The sequence below is a fragment of the Magnetospirillum sp. 15-1 genome (genome assembly GCF_900184795.1).
In the GTDB taxonomy this organism is placed as follows: Bacteria; Pseudomonadota; Alphaproteobacteria; order Rhodospirillales; family Magnetospirillaceae; genus Phaeospirillum.
The window spans coordinates 442,769-464,449 of sequence record NZ_FXXN01000027.1; the positions used below are offsets into that span (position 1 = coordinate 442,769).

20 protein-coding genes are annotated in these 21,681 nt (G+C 66.4%); 7 read left to right on the forward strand and 13 right to left on the reverse strand.

Going from position 1 to position 21,681, the window contains the following annotated elements; genetic code table 11:
- Nucleotides 1–64: 64 nt before the first annotated feature.
- The gene (gene trxB, locus CP958_RS20345; protein WP_096704013.1) at nucleotides 65–1,015 is read right to left on the reverse strand and encodes a thioredoxin-disulfide reductase; all 951 of its coding nucleotides are present in this window, start codon (nucleotides 1,013–1,015) and stop codon (nucleotides 65–67) included.
- A 97-nt stretch (nucleotides 1,016–1,112) separates the two neighbouring features.
- A complete protein-coding gene (locus tag CP958_RS20350; protein ID WP_096704014.1) occupies nucleotides 1,113–1,736 on the reverse strand; it encodes a peroxiredoxin in 624 nt (207 codons plus the stop codon).
- A gap of 270 nt (nucleotides 1,737–2,006) precedes the next feature.
- On the opposite strand from CP958_RS20350, the gene CP958_RS20355 reads away from it, so the two are divergent.
- Nucleotides 2,007–2,507 carry an Lrp/AsnC family transcriptional regulator gene (locus CP958_RS20355; RefSeq protein WP_096704015.1) on the forward strand — a complete coding sequence of 167 codons (501 nt, stop codon included), beginning with the start codon at nucleotides 2,007–2,009 and terminating at the stop codon, nucleotides 2,505–2,507.
- 124 nt (nucleotides 2,508–2,631) lie between these two features.
- On the opposite strand, the gene CP958_RS20360 is transcribed toward CP958_RS20355, so the two are convergent.
- On the reverse strand, nucleotides 2,632–3,048 hold the full coding sequence (locus CP958_RS20360) for a hypothetical protein (RefSeq protein WP_242443016.1): 417 nt from the start codon (nucleotides 3,046–3,048) through the stop codon (nucleotides 2,632–2,634).
- Between the two features lie 278 nt (nucleotides 3,049–3,326).
- On the opposite strand from CP958_RS20360, the gene CP958_RS26505 reads away from it, so the two are divergent.
- A complete protein-coding gene (locus tag CP958_RS26505) occupies nucleotides 3,327–3,479 on the forward strand; it encodes a hypothetical protein (RefSeq protein ID WP_170959044.1) in 153 nt (50 codons plus the stop codon).
- A 150-nt stretch (nucleotides 3,480–3,629) separates the two neighbouring features.
- Here CP958_RS26505 and CP958_RS20365 read toward each other — a convergent pair whose 3' ends face one another.
- Nucleotides 3,630–4,190: an NYN domain-containing protein gene (locus CP958_RS20365; protein WP_096704017.1), complete on the reverse strand. Its 561-nt coding sequence runs from the start codon at nucleotides 4,188–4,190 to the stop codon at nucleotides 3,630–3,632.
- Nucleotides 4,191–4,330: 140 nt separating this feature from the next.
- On the opposite strand from CP958_RS20365, the gene CP958_RS20370 reads away from it, so the two are divergent.
- The gene (locus tag CP958_RS20370; RefSeq protein ID WP_096704018.1) at nucleotides 4,331–4,558 is read left to right on the forward strand and encodes a hypothetical protein; all 228 of its coding nucleotides are present in this window, start codon (nucleotides 4,331–4,333) and stop codon (nucleotides 4,556–4,558) included.
- Here the strand turns inward: CP958_RS20370 and CP958_RS20375 are convergent.
- The 9 genes from CP958_RS20375 to CP958_RS20415 form a co-directional block, all read right to left on the reverse strand.
- A complete protein-coding gene (locus CP958_RS20375) occupies nucleotides 4,528–5,322 on the reverse strand; it encodes a DUF4239 domain-containing protein (RefSeq protein ID WP_096704019.1) in 795 nt (264 codons plus the stop codon). The genes CP958_RS20370 and CP958_RS20375 overlap by 31 nt on opposite strands.
- A gap of 76 nt (nucleotides 5,323–5,398) precedes the next feature.
- Nucleotides 5,399–5,812 carry a hypothetical protein gene (locus CP958_RS20380; RefSeq protein ID WP_096704020.1) on the reverse strand — a complete coding sequence of 138 codons (414 nt, stop codon included), beginning with the start codon at nucleotides 5,810–5,812 and terminating at the stop codon, nucleotides 5,399–5,401.
- A 79-nt stretch (nucleotides 5,813–5,891) separates the two neighbouring features.
- Complete coding sequence (locus tag CP958_RS20385; RefSeq protein ID WP_096704209.1) at nucleotides 5,892–6,785, reverse strand: hydroxymethylglutaryl-CoA lyase; 894 nt, start codon at nucleotides 6,783–6,785, stop codon at nucleotides 5,892–5,894.
- 40 nt (nucleotides 6,786–6,825) lie between these two features.
- Nucleotides 6,826–8,823 (reverse strand): acetyl/propionyl/methylcrotonyl-CoA carboxylase subunit alpha, encoded by a 1,998-nt coding sequence (locus CP958_RS20390; RefSeq protein WP_096704021.1) that lies wholly within the window; start codon nucleotides 8,821–8,823, stop codon nucleotides 6,826–6,828.
- A gap of 144 nt (nucleotides 8,824–8,967) precedes the next feature.
- Nucleotides 8,968–9,750 carry an enoyl-CoA hydratase/isomerase family protein gene (locus CP958_RS20395; protein WP_096704022.1) on the reverse strand — a complete coding sequence of 261 codons (783 nt, stop codon included), beginning with the start codon at nucleotides 9,748–9,750 and terminating at the stop codon, nucleotides 8,968–8,970.
- Nucleotides 9,751–9,938: 188 nt separating this feature from the next.
- Entirely contained in the window at nucleotides 9,939–11,546 is a 1,608-nt protein-coding gene (locus CP958_RS20400; protein ID WP_096704023.1) for a carboxyl transferase domain-containing protein, read from the reverse strand.
- A 102-nt stretch (nucleotides 11,547–11,648) separates the two neighbouring features.
- Nucleotides 11,649–12,818 carry an isovaleryl-CoA dehydrogenase gene (locus CP958_RS20405; RefSeq protein ID WP_096704024.1) on the reverse strand — a complete coding sequence of 390 codons (1,170 nt, stop codon included), beginning with the start codon at nucleotides 12,816–12,818 and terminating at the stop codon, nucleotides 11,649–11,651.
- 92 nt (nucleotides 12,819–12,910) lie between these two features.
- On the reverse strand, nucleotides 12,911–13,849 hold the full coding sequence (locus CP958_RS20410) for an AEC family transporter (RefSeq protein WP_096704025.1): 939 nt from the start codon (nucleotides 13,847–13,849) through the stop codon (nucleotides 12,911–12,913).
- A complete protein-coding gene (locus CP958_RS20415) occupies nucleotides 13,846–14,247 on the reverse strand; it encodes a cyclic nucleotide-binding domain-containing protein (protein ID WP_096704026.1) in 402 nt (133 codons plus the stop codon). The genes CP958_RS20410 and CP958_RS20415 overlap by 4 nt, the downstream gene beginning before the upstream one ends.
- Before the next feature lie 181 nt (nucleotides 14,248–14,428).
- Between CP958_RS20415 and CP958_RS20420 the strand changes: the two genes are divergently transcribed.
- The 4 genes from CP958_RS20420 (at nucleotide 14,429) to CP958_RS20435 (ending at nucleotide 21,597) form a co-directional block, all read left to right on the forward strand.
- Nucleotides 14,429–15,565, forward strand: coding sequence for a patatin-like phospholipase family protein (locus tag CP958_RS20420; RefSeq protein ID WP_096704027.1), 1,137 nt, complete (start codon nucleotides 14,429–14,431; stop codon nucleotides 15,563–15,565).
- Nucleotides 15,566–15,590: 25 nt separating this feature from the next.
- Nucleotides 15,591–16,742, forward strand: a complete 1,152-nt coding sequence (gene dprA / locus CP958_RS20425) for a DNA-processing protein DprA (RefSeq protein ID WP_096704210.1) — start codon at nucleotides 15,591–15,593, stop codon at nucleotides 16,740–16,742.
- 33 nt (nucleotides 16,743–16,775) lie between these two features.
- A complete protein-coding gene (gene topA, locus CP958_RS20430; RefSeq protein ID WP_096704028.1) occupies nucleotides 16,776–19,481 on the forward strand; it encodes a type I DNA topoisomerase in 2,706 nt (901 codons plus the stop codon).
- Nucleotides 19,482–20,016: 535 nt separating this feature from the next.
- A complete protein-coding gene (locus CP958_RS20435) occupies nucleotides 20,017–21,597 on the forward strand; it encodes a flagellin (RefSeq protein WP_096704029.1) in 1,581 nt (526 codons plus the stop codon).
- The last annotated feature ends 84 nt before the right edge of the window (nucleotides 21,598–21,681 follow it).

Sequence of the window (21,681 nt, forward strand, 5' to 3'; positions counted from 1 at the left end):
GTCTCCTCCCCTGGCGGATTATGCTTTCCGCCTCCCCAACTATTACCGGCTACTGTGCCGTAACTTAACCGCCATGTCCATGCGCCGCGAGGAAGCGCTCGGCTTCCAGCGCCGCCATGCAGCCGGTACCGGCGGCGGTGACCGCCTGGCGATAGATCTTGTCCTGCACGTCACCGGCGGCGAACACGCCCGGCACGTTGGTGGCGACCGAGCCGGGGGCGGTGACCAGATAGCCCTCGTCGTCCATGTCCAGGGTACCCTTGAACAGGTCGGTGTTGGGGGTGTGGCCGATGGCGATGAACACGCCGTCCACCGGCAGCACGCTGAGCGCGCCGGTCTTGACGTTCTTGATGCGCACGCCGGTGACGCCGGGGGGATTGCTGTCGCCGACGATCTCGTCGACGACGCTGTCCCAGGCCACCGAGACCTTGGGATTGGCGAACAGGCGATCCTGGGCAATCTTTTCCGAGCGGAGCGCGTCGCGGCGATGGATCAGGGTGACCTTGGAGGCGATGCCGGCCAGATAGAGGGCTTCCTCCACCGCCGAGTTGCCGCCGCCGACCACCGCCACTTCCTTGCCCCGGAAGAAGAAGCCGTCGCAGGTGGCGCAGGCCGACACGCCGAAGCCCGAGAAGGTCTTTTCGGATTCGATGCCCAGCCAGCGGGCGGTGGCGCCGGTGCAGATGATCAGCGTGTCGCCGGTATAGGTGTCGCCCGAATCGCCCACCGCGGTGAAGGGGCGCTTGGAGAGATCCACCGAGACGATGGTGTCGTCCATGAAGCGGGTACCCACGTGCTCGGCCTGGGCCTGCATCTGCTCCATCAGCCAGGGGCCCTGGACGGCCTCGGCGAAGCCGGGGAAGTTCTCCACGTCGGTGGTGATGGTCAACTGGCCGCCGGGCTGCAATCCGGCAACCAGCATGGGCTCGAGATTGGCGCGCGCCGCATAGATGGCGGCGGTGCAGCCGGCGGGCCCGGAGCCCAGAATCAGAACCTTGGAGTGGTGGTGTGCCATCGACAGCTTCCCGGTTTAATTAGATGTTGTTGCGCTACAGCATATGGACAGGGCGCGCCGCTGGCAAGCGGCGCGCCCTTGATTTCAACTCCGAATCTTACAGTTCGGAGGCGTGCTTGGCCAGATACTCGGCGACGCCGTTCGGGTTGGCCTTCATGCCGGCCTTGCCCTTGTTCCAGCCGGCGGGGCAGACCTCGCCATGCTCCTCGGTGAACTGCAGGGCGTCGATCAGGCGGAGCGCCTCGTCGACGTTGCGGCCCAGCGGCAGATTGTTGACGTGGGCCGACTGCACCACGCCGTTCTTGTCGATGATGAAGGTGCCGCGCAGGGCGACGCCGCCCGGCAGCAGGACGCCGAAGGACTTGGCGATGTCCTTGGTCAGGTCGGCCACCATGGGGAACTGCACGTTGCCCAGGCCGCCCTTCTCCACCGGGGTGTTCTTCCAGGCCAGGTGGGTGAAATGGGAATCGACGCTGACGGCGATGACCTTGGTGTTGCGCTCGGCGAAGGCCTTGACGCGATGGTCGTGGGCCAGGATTTCCGACGGGCAGACGAAGGTGAAGTCCAGCGGATAGAAGAACACCACGCCGTAGGAACCCGCCAGATAGGACTTCAGGTTGAACGACGGATTGATCTCGTTGTCGGGCATCACGGCCGGGGCGGTGAAGTCGGGGGCGGCCTTGGTGACCAGGGAGGTCGGGTTCACAGTCGCGTCGGACATTATGGAAGCTCCGTATATAGGGCTTGGTGGGAAATGATGCCGAGAAATCTAGTCTGGTTTCCCGGCTTACGCAAGATGGAATGATTACAAAACTTCCGCCATACCCCCGCCTGCGAAGGATATTAACTCTCAGTTTCCCTATGGGTATGGCCGCCCCGGCCGGAAAGGCCGCCGCCCCGGGGAAAATCGTCGTCCCGACGGAACGTGACACTTGCTGGCGGCGCCTGAGTAATATAATTTCGCAAACCTAAGTGGTTTTGGAGTTCCCTTATGCAGCGGGTCAAGCTTGACCGCATCGATCGGCGCATTTTGGCCGACCTGCAGGCCGACGGCCGGATGACCAATGTCGAACTGGCGAGACGGGCGGGAATCTCGGCGCCGCCGTGCCTGCGACGGGTGCGGGCGCTGGAGGACGCGGGCTACGTCAAGGGCTACCACGCCGAGATCGACCCCGCCGCCCTGGGCTTCAACGTCACGGTGTTCGCCCATGTGGGCCTGAACAGTCAGGCCGAGGCCGACCTCAAGGGGTTCGAGGATCTGGTCAAGGGCTGGCCCGAGGTGCGCGAATGCCACATGCTGGCCGGTGAGACCGATTTCCTGCTCAAGGTGGTGGCCCACGACTGGGACGATTACCAGCGCTTCCTCACCACCCGCCTGACCGCCGCGCCCAATATCAGTCACGTGAAAAGCGCCCTGGCCATCCGCACCTCCAAGCTGCAGCCGGGCGTGCCCATCGACGTGGATTCCGGCCCCGAGCCCGAGCACGAATAGACGGTTACTGTGGCCCCTCAATCGCCGGGCGCGTGCCTCCGCACGCTTGGCTCCCGCGGCATAAGCCGCGCGGCCCCTTGGGCCTAGCAAAACCCCGATGAGCTCTGCGCATCGGGGTTTTGCGTTACTTCGCCAGCCTCTGGCGGATTTCCCCCTCGCAGCCCATCAGCCAGGCGACCCGCTTCAGGCGGGCGCTTTGTTCCGCCATTTCCTGCCGCTCCTTTTCGGCCCGGTCGTCGACGCGGCTCTGTTCCCGGTTCAGCCGGTCCATGCGGCCCTCGATGGCCGAGGCTTCACGCTGCAGCTCGGCCTCGATGCGGGCGCGCCGCGCCGGCCGGCCCAGCAGTTCGTCACGCTCGGCGAGTACGACCGTCAACTGCTTTTCCCAGAAACTTCCCGGAAAAAGGGCGGCACTGATGGATGCCGGGCCGCCCTGGGGAGCGCAGGATTCGCTCAGGGCCAGGGAAGACGGCGGCAGGACCGCCCAGACGAGAAAGGCCAATCCGGCTCCGATCAGCAGCATATCGCGAAGACGCAACATCGCCATGCCCTCCGTTCTGTCCCGGCCATGATAGGACGGCGTTCCGCTGCCGACAAATGCCGATCCACCGGGGAAGGTTTGCACGAAAAGGCGTTTTCCCCCAACGGGCAACCGGGAATGGAGCCCCCCGCGCACGACGGGCCGCCTATTGATTCTTTCCTGCCGCAACTATGCATGAGGTTTGTGCATGGCTGCCCTCGAACTCCTTTCGCACTTGCGAGAAGGCGTGTACATGGCGGGGACAGGCCGAGAGAATATGTGCGGCCAAGGAGAGGACCATGATCGTTTCCACCATGGACATCGTGATGGCCGCCATCGGCATTCTGACCATCGCCGGCTTTGGCATTTCCATCAGTGCCTGGCGCCATGCCGTCCGGATCGAGCGCGAGCTTGCCAAGGACGACCACGCGGGTATCCCGTCAGCGATCTAGAGTGCATCAGCTTCAAGCTGAAGCACTCCAGGATTCGGTCTGTACGAAAAAGCTTTGCTTTTTCAGGGCTCAAGTCCCGCTTGGGCTTAAGAGTTTTTCGATCTTCCGATTCGGCTTAAGTGCGAAAAACTCTGGTCACCGGCCCGCCGCTTAATCCCCACCGAACGACAGCCACAGGCCGGTCCGGTCGCGGCGCAGGGTGATCCCGGCCCGCGCCGCCAGGGTGGCCAGCCGGCCCCTTATGTCGAGGCCGAAGCGGCGGATCAGGTGATCGCCGATTCCGCCGGCCGCGGCCCAGCCGTCCGGCCGGGCGATCTCCTTCATCACCAGACGCAACAGGCCGGTCTCGTTCAGGTCGAAATCCTGGCGGGCTTCGATGCCGGCCGCCGACAGGTGGTCGATGTCGGCGGCGAAGCCCTTGTCGTTGGAGGCGATCACCACCGGTCCGGGAACCGGGCGGGCCGCCATTTCCCGCACGGCGCGGGCGATGGCCTGATCGGCGGCCTGGGACGGGGCGTCATCGGGAACCGGGGTTTCCGCGGCCACCGCAATACCCCGCCGCGCCAGGGCCTTGCGCCATGGCGCCATGGCCGCCTCGCGCCCGAACAGCTCGACGCGGCCGGCCCCGGCCCAGCGGCCCAGGGATTCCAATTGCCGGGGGCTGGTCAAATTCTCACAATCGATCAATACGATAGCGTTGCTTCTGGTCACGGATTCCTATCCCGCATGGCACAAAATTCACGACACGGCTTCCCGTCCGGCTCCGTGTCATATAACCTCTGTCAGATCGGGGCCGTTCCAGGCTCCGGCAGGATGATCATCTCATCCGGGTGAATTCGGCGGGAGTAGGAATGTTCAAGCGCAAGTCCGTTGATGCACAGGTCGGCGACATGTTCATCAAGACCCACGACACCAAGAAGAGCGTTTGGGTGGTCGAGAAGATTTTCGAGCACGTGGACGGCATCATGCATGCCCGGCTGTTCAACAAGCTGCAGCCCAAGACCATGATTACCGTATCGGCCTCGACGCTCGCCGATCCCGACTTCTTTCACCGGGCTCCCCCCGCCCCGCTGGACTGATCCATCAGGGCCGCGATCGGCCCGGCGTGAACCTGGGTGGGCGGCTGGAACGGGTTGCCCTGCACCAGTACGATGGCCGCCGTCGGGGCGGCGGCGGCCGCAAAGATCACCATGGCCAGGATTTCCGCCCGCGCCTGATCCACGTGGACCATGGCGATGGAAATCATGGTGAGGAAGCCGAGAAAGGCCATCCCCAGCCATTTCAGCGGATTGACGTGGGTCTGGGACAGCGCGATGCGCAGGCCCCGTGCCGCGCGGACCTGGGTGGCCTGGCTCAGCATCAATCCATGCACGCCGCTTGGCGCCGCCGTCGCGACCTCGGGGCCGGCCAGCAAGGCCAGCAGCCGGTCCAGCTGGTCCGACGCCGCGCGGCTGCTCTGGCGCCGGGCGAGCAGCGGCCATTCCTCGACCACGGCGATGCGGGCATAGTCGCGTACCGCGTTCTCCACCCTGGCCTTGACCGGGACGGGCAGGTGCTCGGCCAGGGCCTCGATGCTGCGCAGCCCGTCGGCTTCCTGGTAGACGGCGTTGAGTGCCCGGTCGTGGGCGTTCCAGGTGTCGTTGGCCAGGAAGGCCAGGGTCAGGGCGAACAAAACCCCGACGACCCCCAGGAAGGGCGGCGATACGCCGCGCCAGGCGCGGATGCGTTCGGACCAGGGCGAACGCAGGGTCACCCACAGCAGGAACCACGCCCCGAGAAAGGTGCCGAGCAGGGCGATGGCGGCATAGCCGTAATGGTCATAGGTGCCGAGCGTGGCGGTCATGGGGCGGTCCTGGTTGGGGAACGCCCCGTTCCACCCCGGCGGTGCCCTTGGGTGACGATGACCAGCGAGGCTGAAATCACCGGTAGCCGTATCCGGCCATGTCGAGGTGGCTCTTGAAGTTGATGTCGCCCTTCAGCAGGTAGTCCACGAAGGCCATCCGCATTTCCGTGGCGATACGCCGGGCGTCCGGCAGGGCGCCGCCGGTTTCCACCTGCTCCCTCAGCCGATTCAGGCGGGCCAGATTGGCCGACTGGGTCTCGCGGATGTGGTCGATGCCGGGATAGGAGGTGCGGACCAGCAGGTCCACCTCCTCGGCCTGATGACGGATCAGATGCTGCAGCAGATGTTCCAGCCGCATGACCGCCTCGGCGCGGTCTCCACGGCCCAGGGCCGCCTCGACTTCGCCGATGGTGTTCAGTTGCTCGCGATGGGCGCGATCGAACTCGTCGACCCCGACACTCAGTGCATCAACCCAGAAATCCGTGGACATGGACCCGCGTCCGCAATGCCGATGACGAGATTTCCAGGCTATCACAGGGGCATACTAATCGCCAGGATCATCGGCTCTATCAGCCGCGGGCTCGCGCTACTTTCGAACCGGTGGGGCGGCCCAGCGCCGAACAGATGAAATTTCCGGCGGCAATCAGCCTGTCCAGGTCGACGCCGGTGTGGATGCCCATGCCGTTCAGCATGTAGACCAGATCCTCGCTGGCCACGTTGCCGGCGGCGCCCTTGGCATAGGGACAACCGCCCAGCCCGGCCACCGAGGAATCCATCACCGCCACGCCGCGCTCCATGACCGCCAGCAGGTTGGCCAGGGCTTGGCCGTAGGTATCGTGGAAGTGGGCGGCCAGCATCTCGACGGGCAGGCGGGCCGCCACGGCATCGATCATGGCCTGGGCCTTGGCGGGGGTTCCCACCCCCACCGTATCGCCCAGCGAGATTTCGTAGCAGCCCATGGCGGCCAGCTTGCCGGCGACCTCGGCCACCGCCGCCGGGGCGATGGGGCCTTCGTAGGGGCAGCCCAGCACGCAGGAGACGTAGCCCCGCACCCTAAGGCCCTCGGCCCGTGCCCGGACGGCCAGGGGGGCGAAGCGCTCCAGGCTTTCGGCGATGGAGCAGTTGATGTTCCTGCTCGAAAAGGTCTCCGACGCGGCGGCGAACACCGCCACCTCCTCGGCTCTCGCGGCCAATGCCGCCTCCAGCCCCTGCAGATTGGGGGTCAGCACCGGATAGGACACGCCGGGCCGCCGGGTGATGGCGGCCATCACCTCGGTGGTGGCCGCCATCTGCGGCACCCATTTGGGGCTGACGAAGCTGCCCGATTCGATGGCGGTCAGGCCGGTTTCGGTCAGCCGGTCGATCAGCCCGACCTTGACCTCCACCGACACCGGCTTGGGCTCGTTCTGCAAGCCGTCGCGCGGGCCGACCTCGACGATCTTGACGCGGCTGGGATGACGCATGGTCCGAACCTTCTCTTCCATTCGGGGCGGCGGCCCAATTTCACTCGCTGACCTCGAAGGCCAGCAACTCTGTGCCCTCGGCCACCGCGTCGCCCACCTTGAAGTGGATGGCGGCGACGACGCCCTCGGCGGGGGCCTTGATGGCGTGCTCCATCTTCATGGCCTCGACGACGATCAGCGGCTGACCGGCGGCGACCGCATCGCCCGGCTTGACCAGCACCTGCACCACGGTGCCCGGCATGGGAGCCGCCAGACGGCCGTCGCCGCCTTCGCGCTCGGCCGCCGTGGCGGACGGGTCGTCCAGCTTGATCTTCCAGACGTGGCCGTCGTGCAGCACGGTGATGTCGAAGCCCGAGCGCACCACCGAGGCGGTGCGCCGCTCGGCCCCGATCTCCGCCGACAAGGTGGTGCCGGTCAGACTGGCGCGCCGCGCCGACAGGGTCTGGTCGGGCAGGTCCAATTGCCAGCCGTCGGCGACGAAGTGCACGGTGACCCGGCGCTCGTCGCCTCCGTCCACGAAGCGGAAGTCGTGGTGGTTGTCGTCGTTGAGGCGCCAGCCGTTGGTCTGGTGCCAGGGGGAATGGGGATCGCCGGAGCGCGCCGCCGCCTTGGCGCTGTCGTCTTCGCGCCACAGCAGCAGGGCCAGGGAGGCGAAGGCCAGCCCCATGGCCGGTACCGGGGCGGGGGGCGGCAGCAGATCGGCACGGTGGCGCTCGATGAAGCCGGTATCGATTTCCAGCGCGGCGAAGGCGGGGTGGGCGGCGATGGCCCCCAGGAACGAGACGTTGGTGGTGACGCCCGCCACCTGATAATCGGCCAGCGCCCGGCGCAGGCGTCGCAGCGCCGCGTCGCGGTCCTCGTCCCAGACGATCAGCTTGGCGATCATCGGGTCGTAGAAGGGCGTGACCTCGTCGCCCTGGCGCACACCGGTATCGACGCGCACGTGGCGGTTCTCGGACGGAGGCGCCAGATGGACCAGCTTGCCGATGGCCGGCAGGAAGTCCCGGGAGGGGTCCTCGGCATAAAGCCGGGCCTCGAAGGCATGGCCCTTGCGGGAAAGCTGCTCCTGGGCCAGGGGCAGCCTGGCCCCCGACGCCACCAGCAACTGCCATTCCACCAGATCAAGGCCGGTGATCATCTCGGTGACCGGGTGCTCCACCTGGAGCCGCGTATTCATCTCGATGAAGAAGAAGCGGCCGTCCTGATACAGGAATTCCACCGTGCCGGCGCCGACGTAATCCACCGCCTGGGCGGCGGAAACGGCGGCCTCGCCCATGGCGCGCCGCGTCTCGTCGGCCAATGCCGGGGCGGGAGCCTCCTCGATCACCTTCTGATGGCGGCGCTGGATGGAGCAATCGCGCTCGAACAGATAGACGCCGTTGCCAAAGGTGTCGCAGAACACCTGGATCTCCACATGGCGCGGGCGCCCCAGATAGGTCTCCAGCAGCAGGGAATCGTCGCCGAACGCGGCCTTGGCCTCACGCTTGGCCGAGGCCACGGCATCGGCCAGACCGGACGCCTCGGTCACCACCCGCATGCCCTTGCCGCCGCCACCGGCGCTGGCCTTGACCAGCACGGGATAGCCGATCAATGCCGCCTCGCGGGTCAGTTCCTCCAGGGATTGCCCCTTGCCGTGATAGCCGGGCACCAGCGGCACGCCGGCCGCTTCCATCAGCCGCTTGGACTCGGCCTTGGAGCCCATGGCATGGATGGCGCCCACCGGCGGGCCGATGAACACCACGCCAGCCTTGGCGCAGCCTTCCGCAAAGCCGGCATTCTCGGACAGGAAGCCGTAACCGGGATGGATGGCCTGGGCTCCGGTGCGTTTGGCGGCCTCGAGAATGACGTCGCCCTTGAGGTAGCTCTCGGCGGCGGCGGCGGGGCCGATCAGTACCGCCTCGTCGGCCATGGCCACGTGCATGGCGTTGGCGTCGGCCTCGGAATAGACCGCCACGGTGCGGATGCCCAGACGCCGTGCGGTGCGCATGACCCGGCAGGCGATTTCGCCGCGATTGGCGATGAGGATCTTATCGAACATGCTTGTTCCCCGAGACGCTCTAAATCTGATGATCGTCATGCCCGGACGTGTTCCGGGTGTCCACGCCGGGCCGCAACTCCATTCCTCGGGACTTGCCGCACCGCGTGGATGGTCGGGTCGAGCCCGGCCATGACGCACAAAAAGCTAGTTCACCACCCAACTCGGCTTTCTCTTTTCCAGGAAGGCGCGGATGCCCTCCTTGCCCTCGTCCGAAGCGCGGCGCTGGGCGATCTGCTCGGCGGTCCAGTGGCGCAGGGATTCGTCCAGGGGCTGGTCGGCGGCGCGGCGGATCAGCCCCTTGGCGGCGCTCATGGCCTCGGGGCCGTTGCCCTTGATCCGGGCCAGCCACTTGTCCCTGACCTCGCCCAGGCGTTCGGTCGGCACAACCTCGTGGACCAGCCCCGTGGCCCGGGCCTCGGCCGCGTCGAACAGTTCGGCGGTGACGGCGTAGCGCCGCGCATGCCGGCCGCCCATGGCGCGCACCACATAGGGGCTGATCACCGCCGGGATGATGCCCAGCTTGACCTCGGACAGGCAGAAGGTGGCGCCCTCGGCCGCCACCGCCAGATCGCATGCCGCCACCAGCCCGACGCCGCCGCCGTAAGCCGCGCCCTGCACCACGCCGATGACCGGCCGCGGGCAGGAATCGATGGCTTCCAGCATGTCGGACAAGGCCTGGGCGTCGGCCAGATTCTCCGCATGGGAATAGCCGGCCATGCGCTTCATCCACTCCAGGTCGGCCCCGGCCGAGAAGCTTTTCCCAGTGGAGTCCAGCACCACGGCGCGGATGCCCGGCGCGGTGGCGGCGTCATGGAAAGCGGCGGCCAACTCGGCGATCAGGGCGTCGTCGAAGGCGTTGTGCCGCTCGGCCCGATTGAGGGTGATGGTCCGCACCCCGTCATTGGTGCCGATGAGAAGGGCGCTCATGGAGTCTTCTCCAGGCCATGCGGAGGCCGCCAATGAACCACGAAGGCACGAAGGCATGAAGACGACACGAAGGAAGGCTGAAAGGATTCATTCCTTCCTGAATCCTTCATGCCTTCGTGCCTTCGTGGTGAATTTCCCCGTGTGCCGCGAAGACGTCGACGGGTGTTCCGGAAAGCCATTCCCGCCTCCTACATCCGGAACACGCCGAACTTCGTCGGCTCGATGGGGGCGTTGAACGAGGCGGAGAGCGACAGCGCCAGCACCATGCGGGTCTCGGCCGGGTCGACCAGCCCGTCGTCCCACAGGCGCGCTCCGGCGTAGTAGGGGTGGCCCTGGGTTTCGTACTGGTCGCGGATGGGGGCCTTGAACGCCTCCTCCTCGTCGGCGGGCCAGCTTTGGCCCTTGGCCTCCATGGCGTCCTTCTTGATCTGGGCCATGACGTTGGCCGCCTGCTCGCCGCCCATCACCGAGACGCGGCCGGTGGGCCACATATAGAGCATGCGCGGCTGGTAGGCGCGGCCGCACATGCCGTAATTGCCCGCCCCGAAGCTGCCGCCCATGATCACGGTGAAGCGCGGCACACGCGCGCAGGCCACGGCGGTGACCATCTTGGCGCCGTCCTTGGCGATGCCGCCGGCCTCGTACTTCTTGCCGATCATGAAGCCGGTGATGTTCTGCAGGAAGATCAGCGGAATGCCGCGCTGGCTGCACAGTTCGACGAAGTGGGCGCCCTTCTGGGCGCTTTCCGAGAACAGGATGCCGTTGTTGGCGACGATGCCCACCGGATAGCCCCAGATGTGGGCGAAGCCGCAGACCAGGGTGGTGCCGTAGGTCTGCTTGAACTCGTCCAGGCGCGAGCCGTCGACGATGCGGGCGATGACCTCGCGCACGTCATAGGGCTTGCGGCGGTCGTTGGGGATGATGCCGTAGATTTCCTTGGGGTCGTACAGCGGTTCTTCCGGCGTGGCCATCTTGAGGCCGACCGGCTTGGTGCGGTTGAGATTGCCGACGATGCGGCGCGCGATGGCCAGCGCGTGGCCGTCGTCCTGGGCGTAATGGTCGGTGACGCCCGAGGTGCGGCAATGCACGTCGGCACCGCCCAACTCCTCGGCCGAGACCACCTCGCCCGTGGCGGCCTTCACCAAGGGCGGTCCGCCTAAGAAGATGGTGCCCTGGTTCTTGACGATGACGCTTTCGTCGCTCATGGCCGGGATATAGGCGCCGCCCGCCGTGCACGAGCCGTGCACCACGGAAATCTGCGGGATGCCCAGGGCCGACATCTGGGCCTGATTATAGAAGATGCGGCCGAAATGGTCGCGGTCGGGGAACACCTCGTCCTGGTTGGGCAGATTGGCGCCGCCCGATTCCACCAGATAGACGCAGGGCAGGTTGTTTTCCTTGGCGATGTCCTGGGCGCGCAGGTGCTTCTTCACGGTCAGGGGGTAGTAGCTGCCCCCCTTCACCGTGCCGTCATTGGCGACGATCATGCATTCCTGGCCGGCGATGGAGCCGATGCCGGTGATGATGCCGGCCCCCATCACGTCCTTGGAATACATATCCCAGGCGGCCAGTTGCGAGAATTCCAGGAAGGGCGAGCCCACGTCCAGCAGGCGGCGGATGCGTTCGCGCGGCAGCAGCTTGCCGCGCGCGATGTGGCGCTCGCGCATGGCGGGGCCGCCGCCCTGCTTCACCTGGGCCACGACGCGCTTCAGGTCGTCCACCAGGGCCTGGGTCGCCTCGGCATTGGCCTTGAACTCGTCCGAGCGGGGATTGACGGAGCTTTTGATCACGCTCATGGCTGGCAAATTCCGCTTTATTCGGCGTTACCCCCGGACTTGGATACCGGGGGTCCATGGATGGCCGGGTCAAGCCCGGCCATGACGGTTTGAGAAGGAGGGCTACTTGGTCTCTTCGAACAGCTCGCGGCCGATCAGCATGCGGCGGATTTCGCTGGTGCCGGCGCCGATCTCGTAGAGCTTGGCGTCACGCAGCAGCCGGCCGGTGGCGTATTCGTTGATATAGCCGTTGCCGCCCAGGGTCTGGATGGCTTCCAGGGTCATCCAGGTGGCCTTCTCGGCGCCGTAGAGGATCACGCCGGCGGCATCCTTGCGATTGGTCTCGCCCCGGTCGCAGGCCTTGGCGACCGCGTAGGTGTAGGCGCGGCAGGCGTTGAAGGTGGTGTACATATCGGCCAGCTTGCCCTGCATCAGCTGGAAGGTGCCGATGGGCTGGCCGAACTGGACGCGCTCGTGGACATAGGGGACCACCACGTCCATGCAGGCGGCCATGATGCCCAGCGGCCCGCCGGTCAGCACCACGCGCTCGTAATCCAGGCCGCTCATCAGCACGTTGACGCCCTTGCCGATGGTGCCCAGCACGTTCTCTTCCGGCACCTCGCAGTCCTGGAACACCAGTTCGCCGGTGTTGGAGCCGCGCATGCCCAGCTTGTCCAGCTTCTGCGCCACCGAGAAGCCCTTGAAATTCTTCTCGACCAGGAAGGCGGTGATGCCGCGCGGCCCGGCGGTGACGTCGGTCTTGGCATAGACCACGATCACGTCGGCGTCGGGGCCGTTGGTGATCCACATCTTGGTGCCGTTGAGGACGTAGCGGTCGCCCTTTTTCTCGGCCTTCAGCTTCATGCTGACCACGTCGGAGCCGGCATTGGGCTCGCTCATGGCCAGCGCGCCGATGTACTCGCCCGAGATCAGCTTGGGCAGGTACTTCATCTTCTGCGCTTCGGTGCCGTTGCGCTTGATCTGGTTGACGCAGAGGTTGGAGTGCGCGCCATAGGACAGGCCCACCGAGGCCGAGGCCCGGCTGATCTCCTCCATGGCCACCACGTGCTCGAGATAGCCCATGCCGGCGCCGCCGTATTTCTCCTCGACGGTGATGCCCAAGAGACCCATGGCCCCCAGGCGCGGCCAAAGTTCGTTGGGGAATTCGTTGCTGCGGTCGATCTCGGCGGCGCGGGGCGCGATCTCGGCGCTCGCGAAGGCGGCGACCGCGTCGCGCATCATGTCGGCGGTTTCACCCAGGTCGAAGTTCAGCGCGGAATTGAAGCCGGTCATCGCTCGTTCCCTCATACAGGCCGGTTGGTGCGTTAAACGAGCATACGTTTTTTTAATTCGGTCGCAAGGGGAAATCGGCACGCGGATGGGATTCAGCCGGCTCCCAGCAGCATCAGCCACAGGGGCAGGATCACCGCTCCGGCGATGGTCTGGGCGGACAGCATGGTGGCCACCAGGGGGGCGTCGCCGCCCATCCGGCGGGCGGTCACATAGGATGCCGGCGAGGCGGGCAGGGCCGCGTAGATGCCGCAGGCCGCCAGGGCGATTCCGCCCAGCCCGGCCAGTTTCAGGGCGCCGAAGGCCAGGACGGGCAGAACGAACATCTTGGCGGCGACGGCCAGCCACACCGACGGGTTGGGGCGCCTCAGGCTGTCCAGGCGGATGCCCGCGCCGATGGACAAAAGCGCCAGCGGCAGCGAGGCGCCGGCCAGAATGTCGAGGATCGACGCGGCCACCGACGGCAGGCGGAGGCCGGAGACATTGATGGCGGCGCCCACGGCGCAGGACAGGATCAGGGGATTGGTGACCACTGGCAGAACGGCTTCGCGCCATCCCATCCGCTTCCCGCTCCGGGCCCAATGCAGCATGGCCAGGGTGGACAGCAGGTTGACCAGGGGGATCACGGCGGCGGTGCAGACGGCGATCAGCGCCACTCCCTGGCTGCCCCACAGCCCGGCCCCCACGGCCAGGGCCACATAGGTGTTCGGGCGGATGGCGCACTGGAACAGGGAGGTGAAGGCCGGCCCGTTCAGGGACCAGGGAGCCTGCGCCAGCCGCCCTGCCGCCAGACAGGCGGCCGATGCCATGGTCAGCACGATTCCCGCCTCGACGGCGAAGATGGTGCCGACCGGCAATCCCTCGAGGCGGGCGCGGGCCAGCGAGGCGACCAGCAGGGCGGGGAGGAACAGGTGGAAGGTGGCCCATTCCGCCGGCGGCCAGAAGGCGTCGTCCACCCAGCGCCGCGACCGCATCTGGTGACCCAGGGCGATCAGGGCGACGATCGGCGCCAGCGCCGCCAGGACCTGGATCATTCCACCCCGTGTTCCGCCAGCATGGCCCTGGCGTCGGCCAGGTCGTCGCCCAGTTCGCGGATGGTGGACAGCAGCGAGTGGATCAGGGTGTTCAGCCCCGGCGGCGCCTGATCCATCATGGAGCGGATGGCCTCCTTGGTCAGCACCAGACAGGTGGCGTCGTCGTCCACCATGGCGGCGGCCATGCGCGGGCCGTCGTCCAGCAGGGCCATCTCGCCGAACACCTGGAACGGCCAGACGCGGCCGATGGTGACCTTGCGGCCCGCCACCGTCTTGAAGATGCGGATGGTGCCTTGCTGCAGCATATAGGCCTCGGAGCCGCGGTCACCTTCCTTGAAGATCACCGTCCCCCGCGGGAAGACGCGTTGCAGTCCGGGCGTGGCGCCGGTATCGGTCATGGTTCTGATCCCCTTCACCCCAACTGGAAAGGACCGCCAGCATAGCGCGCCGGCCCGGCTTGTCCAATCAGGTAAGGAGCCTGGGGAGTTGTAACGATACCTGCGGTTGCCAGCGGGGGCGGGGTCGCGGTACGCTTCGGCAAAACAAGGACGGCAACCGTCCTCTCCGGGAGGAACGCTCATGGGAAAACCCCATCGGATTGCGCTTGCGTTGCAAGGTGGCGGCGTGCACGGCGCCTTTACCTGGGGCGTGATCGACGCGCTGCTGGACGAAGCGGCGGCCGGCGCCATCGAGTTCGTCGGAATCAGCGGGGCCTCGTCGGGGGCGCTGACCGCCACCGCCATGACCTATGGCTATCACGAGGGCGCCGCCCAGCCCGGCCCGGCCAACGCGCGGTCCAAGCGCATGGCGGAGGCGGCGCGGACCAAGGTCCGCGAATTGTGGGAGACGGTGGCCCGTGCCGCCTTCTGGGGCGGCAATCCCTTCGTCGCCGCCATCGGCCTCGCCCAGGGCTGGAACATCGACGATTCCCCCGCCGCCCGCTGGGCCGACGTGGCCGGCGCCAATACCCCGGCCGCCGAATCGGGCCTGGGCACCTATCTTACCGCCGTGCTGCGCGACGTGTTGCCCGAGATTCCGGCCATCTTCGCCCTGCCCCAGGAGGGGACCCCCACCCTGATCGTCGCCGCCACCGACATCGGCGAGTGCCGCCGCCAGCTGTTCATCGACGGCGGAGTGTCGCCCGACGCGGTGCGGGCGTCGACCAACCTGCCCACCTCGCTGCATACCGTCACCATCGGCGACCATCATTACTGGGATGGCGGCTACATGGGCAATCCGCCGCTCACGCCGCTGGTGGAGCGCCTGCGCGAGGCCGACGCCGAGGATCTGGTGCTGGTGACGCTGAACCCGCTGCACCGCGACGGCCCGCCGCCCAAGGGGGCGCGCCAAGTGCTGGACCGTCTGAACGAGGTGGCCTTCAACGCCTCGCTGGTCCACGAGGTCAACGCCATCGAGACCATCAACCGGCTGGTGGACGCCGGCATGATCAAGGACCCGCCCCCCGGCCAGCATCCCTATCGCCGGGTCAACCTGCACCGCATCCACGCCGACGAGGACATGGTCAAGCTGGGCGTCTATTCCAAGGACGCGCCGGCCTGGGACTTCCTGGTCTATCTCCGCGACCTGGGGCGCAAGGCCTTCGCCGACAGCTGGTCCACCATCAAGCCGGCGCTGGGCAAGCATTCGTCCTGGGACACCAACACGGTGTGCGACCAGATCCTGGCCCGCAAGGCCATCAGCCTGCGGGAGAAATAGCGCCTCGCGGCCCTTGACCGATTGCATGCACTCGGTCACCCTGCACGTCATGGACGAGGGCAAGAGGCAACTTTCAGCCGCGGAACGGTTCGACTGGCTGCGGCTGATCCGCAGCGAGAATGTCGGGCCGCGCACCTTCTCGCGTTTGCTCGACCGCTTCGGCTCGGCGGGAGCCGCCCTGGCAGCGCTGCCCGATCTGGCGCGCAAGGGTGGGGCGCGGCGGCCCATCCGTATCTGTCCCAAACCCGATGCCGAGCGCGAGATGCAGGCCACCGAACGGCTTGGCGCCCGCCTGCTGGCGGTTGCCGAGCCGGGCTACCCCGCCTGGCTGGCCGCCCTTGACGATGCGCCGCCGCTGCTCTGCATGCTGGGCAACCCCTCGGTACTGGGCAAGCCGATGATCGCCATGGTGGGGGCGCGCAACGCTTCGCTCAACGGCCGCAATTTCGCCCGCCGCATGGCCGCCGATCTGGGCCGCGCCGGCTATGTGGTGACCAGCGGCATGGCGCGCGGCATCGATACCGCCGCCCATCAGGGGGCGTTGGCCTCGGGCACCGTGGCGGTGCTGGCCGGCGGCGTCGACGTGGTCTATCCCCCCGAGAACGAATCCCTGTGGCGCGAAATCGCCGAGGCCGGCGCCGTGGTTTCCGAGATGCCGGTGGGGACCCAGCCCCAGGCCAGTTATTTTCCCCGGCGCAACCGCATCATCTCGGGGCTGTCCCTGGGAGTGGTGGTGGTCGAGGCCAATGCCCGTTCGGGCTCGCTGATCACGGCGCGGTTCGCCGCCGATCAGGGGCGGGACGTGTTCGCCGTCCCCGGCTCGCCCATGGACCCGCGCGCCGCCGGTCCCAACGATCTGATCCGTAACGGCGCCACGCTCACCGAAAGTGTCACGGATGTGACCGACGTGCTGGGCGACCTGCTGCGCCGCCCGCTGGCCGAGGGAAAGCGCGCCGGTTTCCGCGCCCCGGAGGCGGTCGTTCCCGACGAATCCGAACTGGATCAGGCCCGGGCCCGAGTGGTCGAGGCATTGGGGCCGGCACCGGTGATGGTTGACGAAATCATCCGCCAATGCCAATTGTCACCCTCCATGGTGTCTTGGGTCCTGCTGGAAGTCGAACTGGCGGGGCGTCTGGAACGCCATCCCGGCAATCGGGTCTCGCTGCTGGTCGGTTGAGATCCCTTGCCCCTCGGATGTGAACGGGTGCGGATGAAAGTCGTCGTCGTCGAGTCTCCGGCCAAGGCCAAGACCATCAACAAATATCTGGGCAGCGACTTCCATGTCCTGGCCTCCTACGGCCATATCCGCGACCTTCCGCCCAAGGACGGGTCGGTGCGGCCCGACGAGGGCTTCGCCATGGACTGGGAGACGGATGCCAAGTCCGAACGCCAGATCAAGGAGATCGTCGCGGCGGTCAAGGGCGCTGACAAACTGTTCCTCGCCACCGACCCGGATCGCGAGGGCGAGGCCATCTCGTGGCATGTCCGCCAGGTGCTGGAGGAGAGGCGGGCGCTGAAGGGCGTCGAGGTCAAGCGGGTGGTGTTCAACGAGATCACCAAATCGGCCGTGACCGAGGCCATGCGCAATCCCCGCGATATCCACCAGGAGCTGGTGGACGCCTATCTGGCGCGGCGCGCCCTGGATTATCTGGTGGGTTTCACCCTGTCGCCGGTGCTGTGGCGCAAGCTGCCGGGCTCGCGCTCGGCGGGCCGTGTTCAGTCGGTGGCCCTGCGGCTGATCTGCGAGCGCGAATCCGAGATCGAGAGCTTCCGCCCTCGTGAATACTGGACCATCGCCGCCGATTTCCTGACGCCGAAGGGGGCTCTGCTGTCGGCGGGGCTGACCCATCTGGGCGGCAAGAAGCTCGACAAGTTCGATCTGTCCTCCGAGGCCCTGGCCCGCGATGCCGAGAAGAAGGCGGCTTCCGCCCGCTACTCCGTCGCCTCGGTGGAGCGCAAGCGGACCCGGCGCAATCCCTATCCGCCCTTCACCACCTCGACCCTGCAGCAGGAAGCCAGCCGCAAGCTGTACTTCGCCGCCGCCAGGACCATGCAACTGGCCCAGCGCCTGTACGAGGGCGTCGACATCGGCGGCGAGACGGTGGGTCTGATCACCTATATGCGAACCGACGGCGTGCAGATGGCCGCCGAGGCCATCGCCGGAGCCCGCGCGGTGATCGCCGAGGATTTCGGCAAGGCCTATGTCCCCGAGGCGCCGCGCCTCTACAAGACCAAGGCCAAGAACGCCCAGGAGGCCCACGAGGCCATCCGCCCCACCGATCTGGCGCGCCGTCCCGAGGACGTGGCCCGCTATCTCGACAAGGACCAGTTGCGCCTCTACGAGTTGGTCTGGAAGCGCACCCTGGCCAGCCAGATGGCCGCCGCCGAGTTGGATCAGGTGGGCGTCGACATCGCCGGCGACACCCACGGCATCGTCTTCCGCGCCACCGGTTCGGTGGTGGTATTCGACGGCTTCATGAAGGTCTACCGCGAGGACAAGGACGATTCCGACGACGAGGACGCGGAAAAGCTGCTGCCCGACGTGACCGAGAAGGACGCCATGGAGCGCAAGGCCATGCGCACCGAGCAGCACTTCACCCAGCCGCCGCCCCGCTTCTCGGAAGCCAGTCTGGTCAAGCGCATGGAGGAGCTGGGCATCGGCCGCCCGTCCACCTACGCCTCCATCCTGTCGGTGCTGCAGGACCGCAATTACGTCCGCCTCGATCAGCGGCGCTTCATCCCCGAGGATCGCGGCCGTCTGGTCACCGCCTTCCTGGAAAGCTTCTTCGGCCGCTATGTGGAGTACAACTTCACCGCCGACCTGGAGAATCAACTGGACGACATTTCCGGCGGGCGGATTGACTGGAAGAAGGTGCTGGAGGTCTTCTGGAAGGACTTCTCCGGCGCCGTGGACGAGACCAAGGACCTGCGCGTCGCCCAGGTGCTCGACGCCCTGGACGAGCTTTTGGGGCCGCACTTCTTCCCCGATAACGGCTCGGGCCACGACCCGCGCACCTGCCCCACCTGCAATGCCGGGCGCCTGTCGCTGAAATTGGGCAAGTTCGGCGCCTTCATCGGCTGCTCGGCCTATCCGGAATGCCGCTTCACCCGGCCGCTGACCACCGGCGGCGAGGGCGAGGAGGAGGTGCGCGAAGGCCCCAAGGAACTGGGCAACGACCCCGAGAGCGGACTGCCGGTCACGCTCCGCAAGGGACCCTATGGCCATTACGTCCAACTGGGCGACGAATCGACGCTCAAGGCCGAGCCGGCACCCGTTCCGGAAAAGGGCAAGAAGGCCCCCAAGACCGCGAAAGCGGTCAAGGCCCCCAAGCCCAAGCGGGTCTCGCTCTACAAGGGCCTCGAGCCGGCCGGCGTCACCCTGGACATCGCCTGTCGTCTGCTGGCCCTGCCGCGCCTGATCGGCAACCATCCCGAGACCGGCAAATCCATCAGCGCCGGCGTGGGGCGCTTCGGCCCCTACGTGGTGCATGACGGCACCTACAAGTCGTTGGCCAAGGACGACGACGTGCTGGTCATCGGCATGAACCGCGCCATGGAACTGCTGTCCCAGGCCAAGGGGCGCGGCGGCAACGGCCCGCTCAAGACGCTCGGCGAGCACGAGGGCAAGCCGGTCACCCTGCACGAGGGACGTTACGGCCCCTATGTGTCGCGGGACGGCGTGCATGCCACCTTGCCCAAGGACAGCTCCATCGAGACGGTGACCCTGGAAGCCGCCCTGGCCCTGATCGCCGCCAAGGCGGCCAAGGGGCCGTCCAAGCCCGCCCGGGGGCGCAAGGCCGCTCCCGCCGCCAAGGCCGATGGCGCTCCCAAGAAGGCCCCGGCCAAGAAAGCCGCCGCCAAGAAATCTCCGGCGAAGAAGGCGACCGCCAAGAAAGCGACTGCCGCCAAGGCCTGATCCGGAACGCCGCCCCTTCCTCGGCCCCATCGGCCACGGGAGGGGGGGCGGGCCAGGGCGTTTCAAGGTGCCGCGGCCCTAATTTATCACCGGCGGATGGAATACATTCGCGTGGGGGCGGGAACGCGGCGTTCCCGGCGGCCGCCAAAAAAATACGGAACCAAACCCTCTGCCCATCTTTCATGGGTTGATCCCGATTCAATCGTGGATCGGCCGATAACTTGAAGTGTTTCACTGTCGGACGCAGGAATCTGTCCAAACAATTTTAGGCAATATATTCCGGCTTTATTGTAAAGCTCCGTAATAATCCCCTATTGACGAGGTGGTTAATAAAACCTTTATTCCGGGGCTGCACAGCGCGTTGAAGTGATTGACAAAAATTCGGTTGCGCCGGGACTGTCAGATGATCTAGACTGATGTTGTTAGGAAGTGTGCTCCCTGCATGCGACCCGCAGCCAGTGGCTTGCCGGTTGCGGGGAATGTAAGGAAGCCCGGGGCGAGAAACGCACCGGCCTCTCTAGAAAGGAGATATGTTATGTCTGACGTCACTCTTACCTCTGCCGTCCGCAGCAATCTGCTGGCTCTGCAGTCCACCCAAAGCCTCGTGAATCGTACTCAGAGCCGTCTGTCGACCGGTTTGAAGGTCGCCAGCGCCATTGACGATCCGGTGGCTTACTTCCAGTCCAAGGCCCTGTCCGACCGCGCCAGCGACTTCCAGGGCAAGAAGGACAACATCGACCAGGGCGTGTCCGCTCTGTCCACTGCTCTGCAGGGCATCTCCGGCGTCTCGACGCTGGTGAAGCAGCTCAAGGGTCTTGCGCTGAACGCGCAGTCCGCCTCGAGCACTCAGATCAGCAGCCTGGTCCAGCAGTTCAACGCGCTGCGCAGCCAGCTCGACAATCTGGCGACCGATACCCAGTACCAGGGCCAGAATCTGGTCGCGGGCAAGGGGCAGACCCTGACCGTCAGCTTCTCGAACCTGACCGGTTCCAGCCTTGAGGTCGACTCGGTCGACGTGAAGGTGGGCGCGACCGGCCTGAACATCGCCAAGGCGGTGAGCTCCAACGGCGGCTTCCAGCTGTCGTTCGACGACGCCACCGGTGCCGATCTGGCCCACGGGACGATCCGCGCCAACTACGCCGGTACCGCCACCGCGCTGACCTCGGGCAACTACACCTTCGGCTACGGCTCGGCCACGGTGACCGTCACCGTGTACTCGGCGGGCTATGACAGCACCACCGATTCCCCGGCCTTCACCACCACGTCGACCCTGAGCAACGGCCAGGAATTCAACATCCGCGTCACCACCGCGGTTCAGACCGATACCTTCAAGGTGTCGGGCGGTCAGATCCAGAACAACAACCACTTCTCCGTGGAATATCTGGCCAGCAGCGGCGGCGGCGCCTCGGGCTATGTCACCGGTGACGTGCTGTCCCTGGCCATCAACGGCCTGAGCGGCAACACCCTGAACGCCGGTACCTACACCTTCTCCTACGGCGGTAACACGCTGAGCTTCACCGTGTCGTCGGCCGGCTCGACCACCGGCACCTTCACCGACGCCGACGTCTTCATCAACGGCAGCTTCACCCAGTTCGCCACCGCCAACGGCGGTACCGGCCTGACCATCGCCGCCGTCGGCACCGCCGGCATCTCCGGCGACGGCCTGATCGCGGTCGCGGCCACCGGTGGCCTGTCGTCGACCAGCCTGGGCGCGTTCAAGGGCCAGGCCTACGCCACCGGCTCGGACATCTCCGTCGCCTATAACGGCCACATCGACAAGACGACCACGGTGGGTTACGTCAGCGGCCAGTACGTGCTGGACGCCAACCTGTCGGGCATCGTGCAGAACCTGGTCACCAAGCTGGACGCCAACCTGCAGACCCTGCGGTCGGTGGCTCAGAACCTGGGTACCAACGTCGCCCTGCTCAACACCCGTCTGGACTTCACCAAGAGCTATGTGGATCTGCTCCAGTCCGGTTCGGGCAAGCTGACCCTGGCCGACCTGAACGAGGAAGGCGCCAACCTGTTGGCCCTGCAGACCCGCCAGCAGCTGGGCATCCAGGCGCTGTCCTTCGCCGGTCAGAACGAAAAGTCGATCCTTTCGCTGTTCCGTTAAGTCGAAATGGCGAGCATTTAGGGGAAAGAGGTGGCTTTGCCACCTCTTTTCTCATTTCAGGGCCTCCTTGAACTCGAGTGTTCC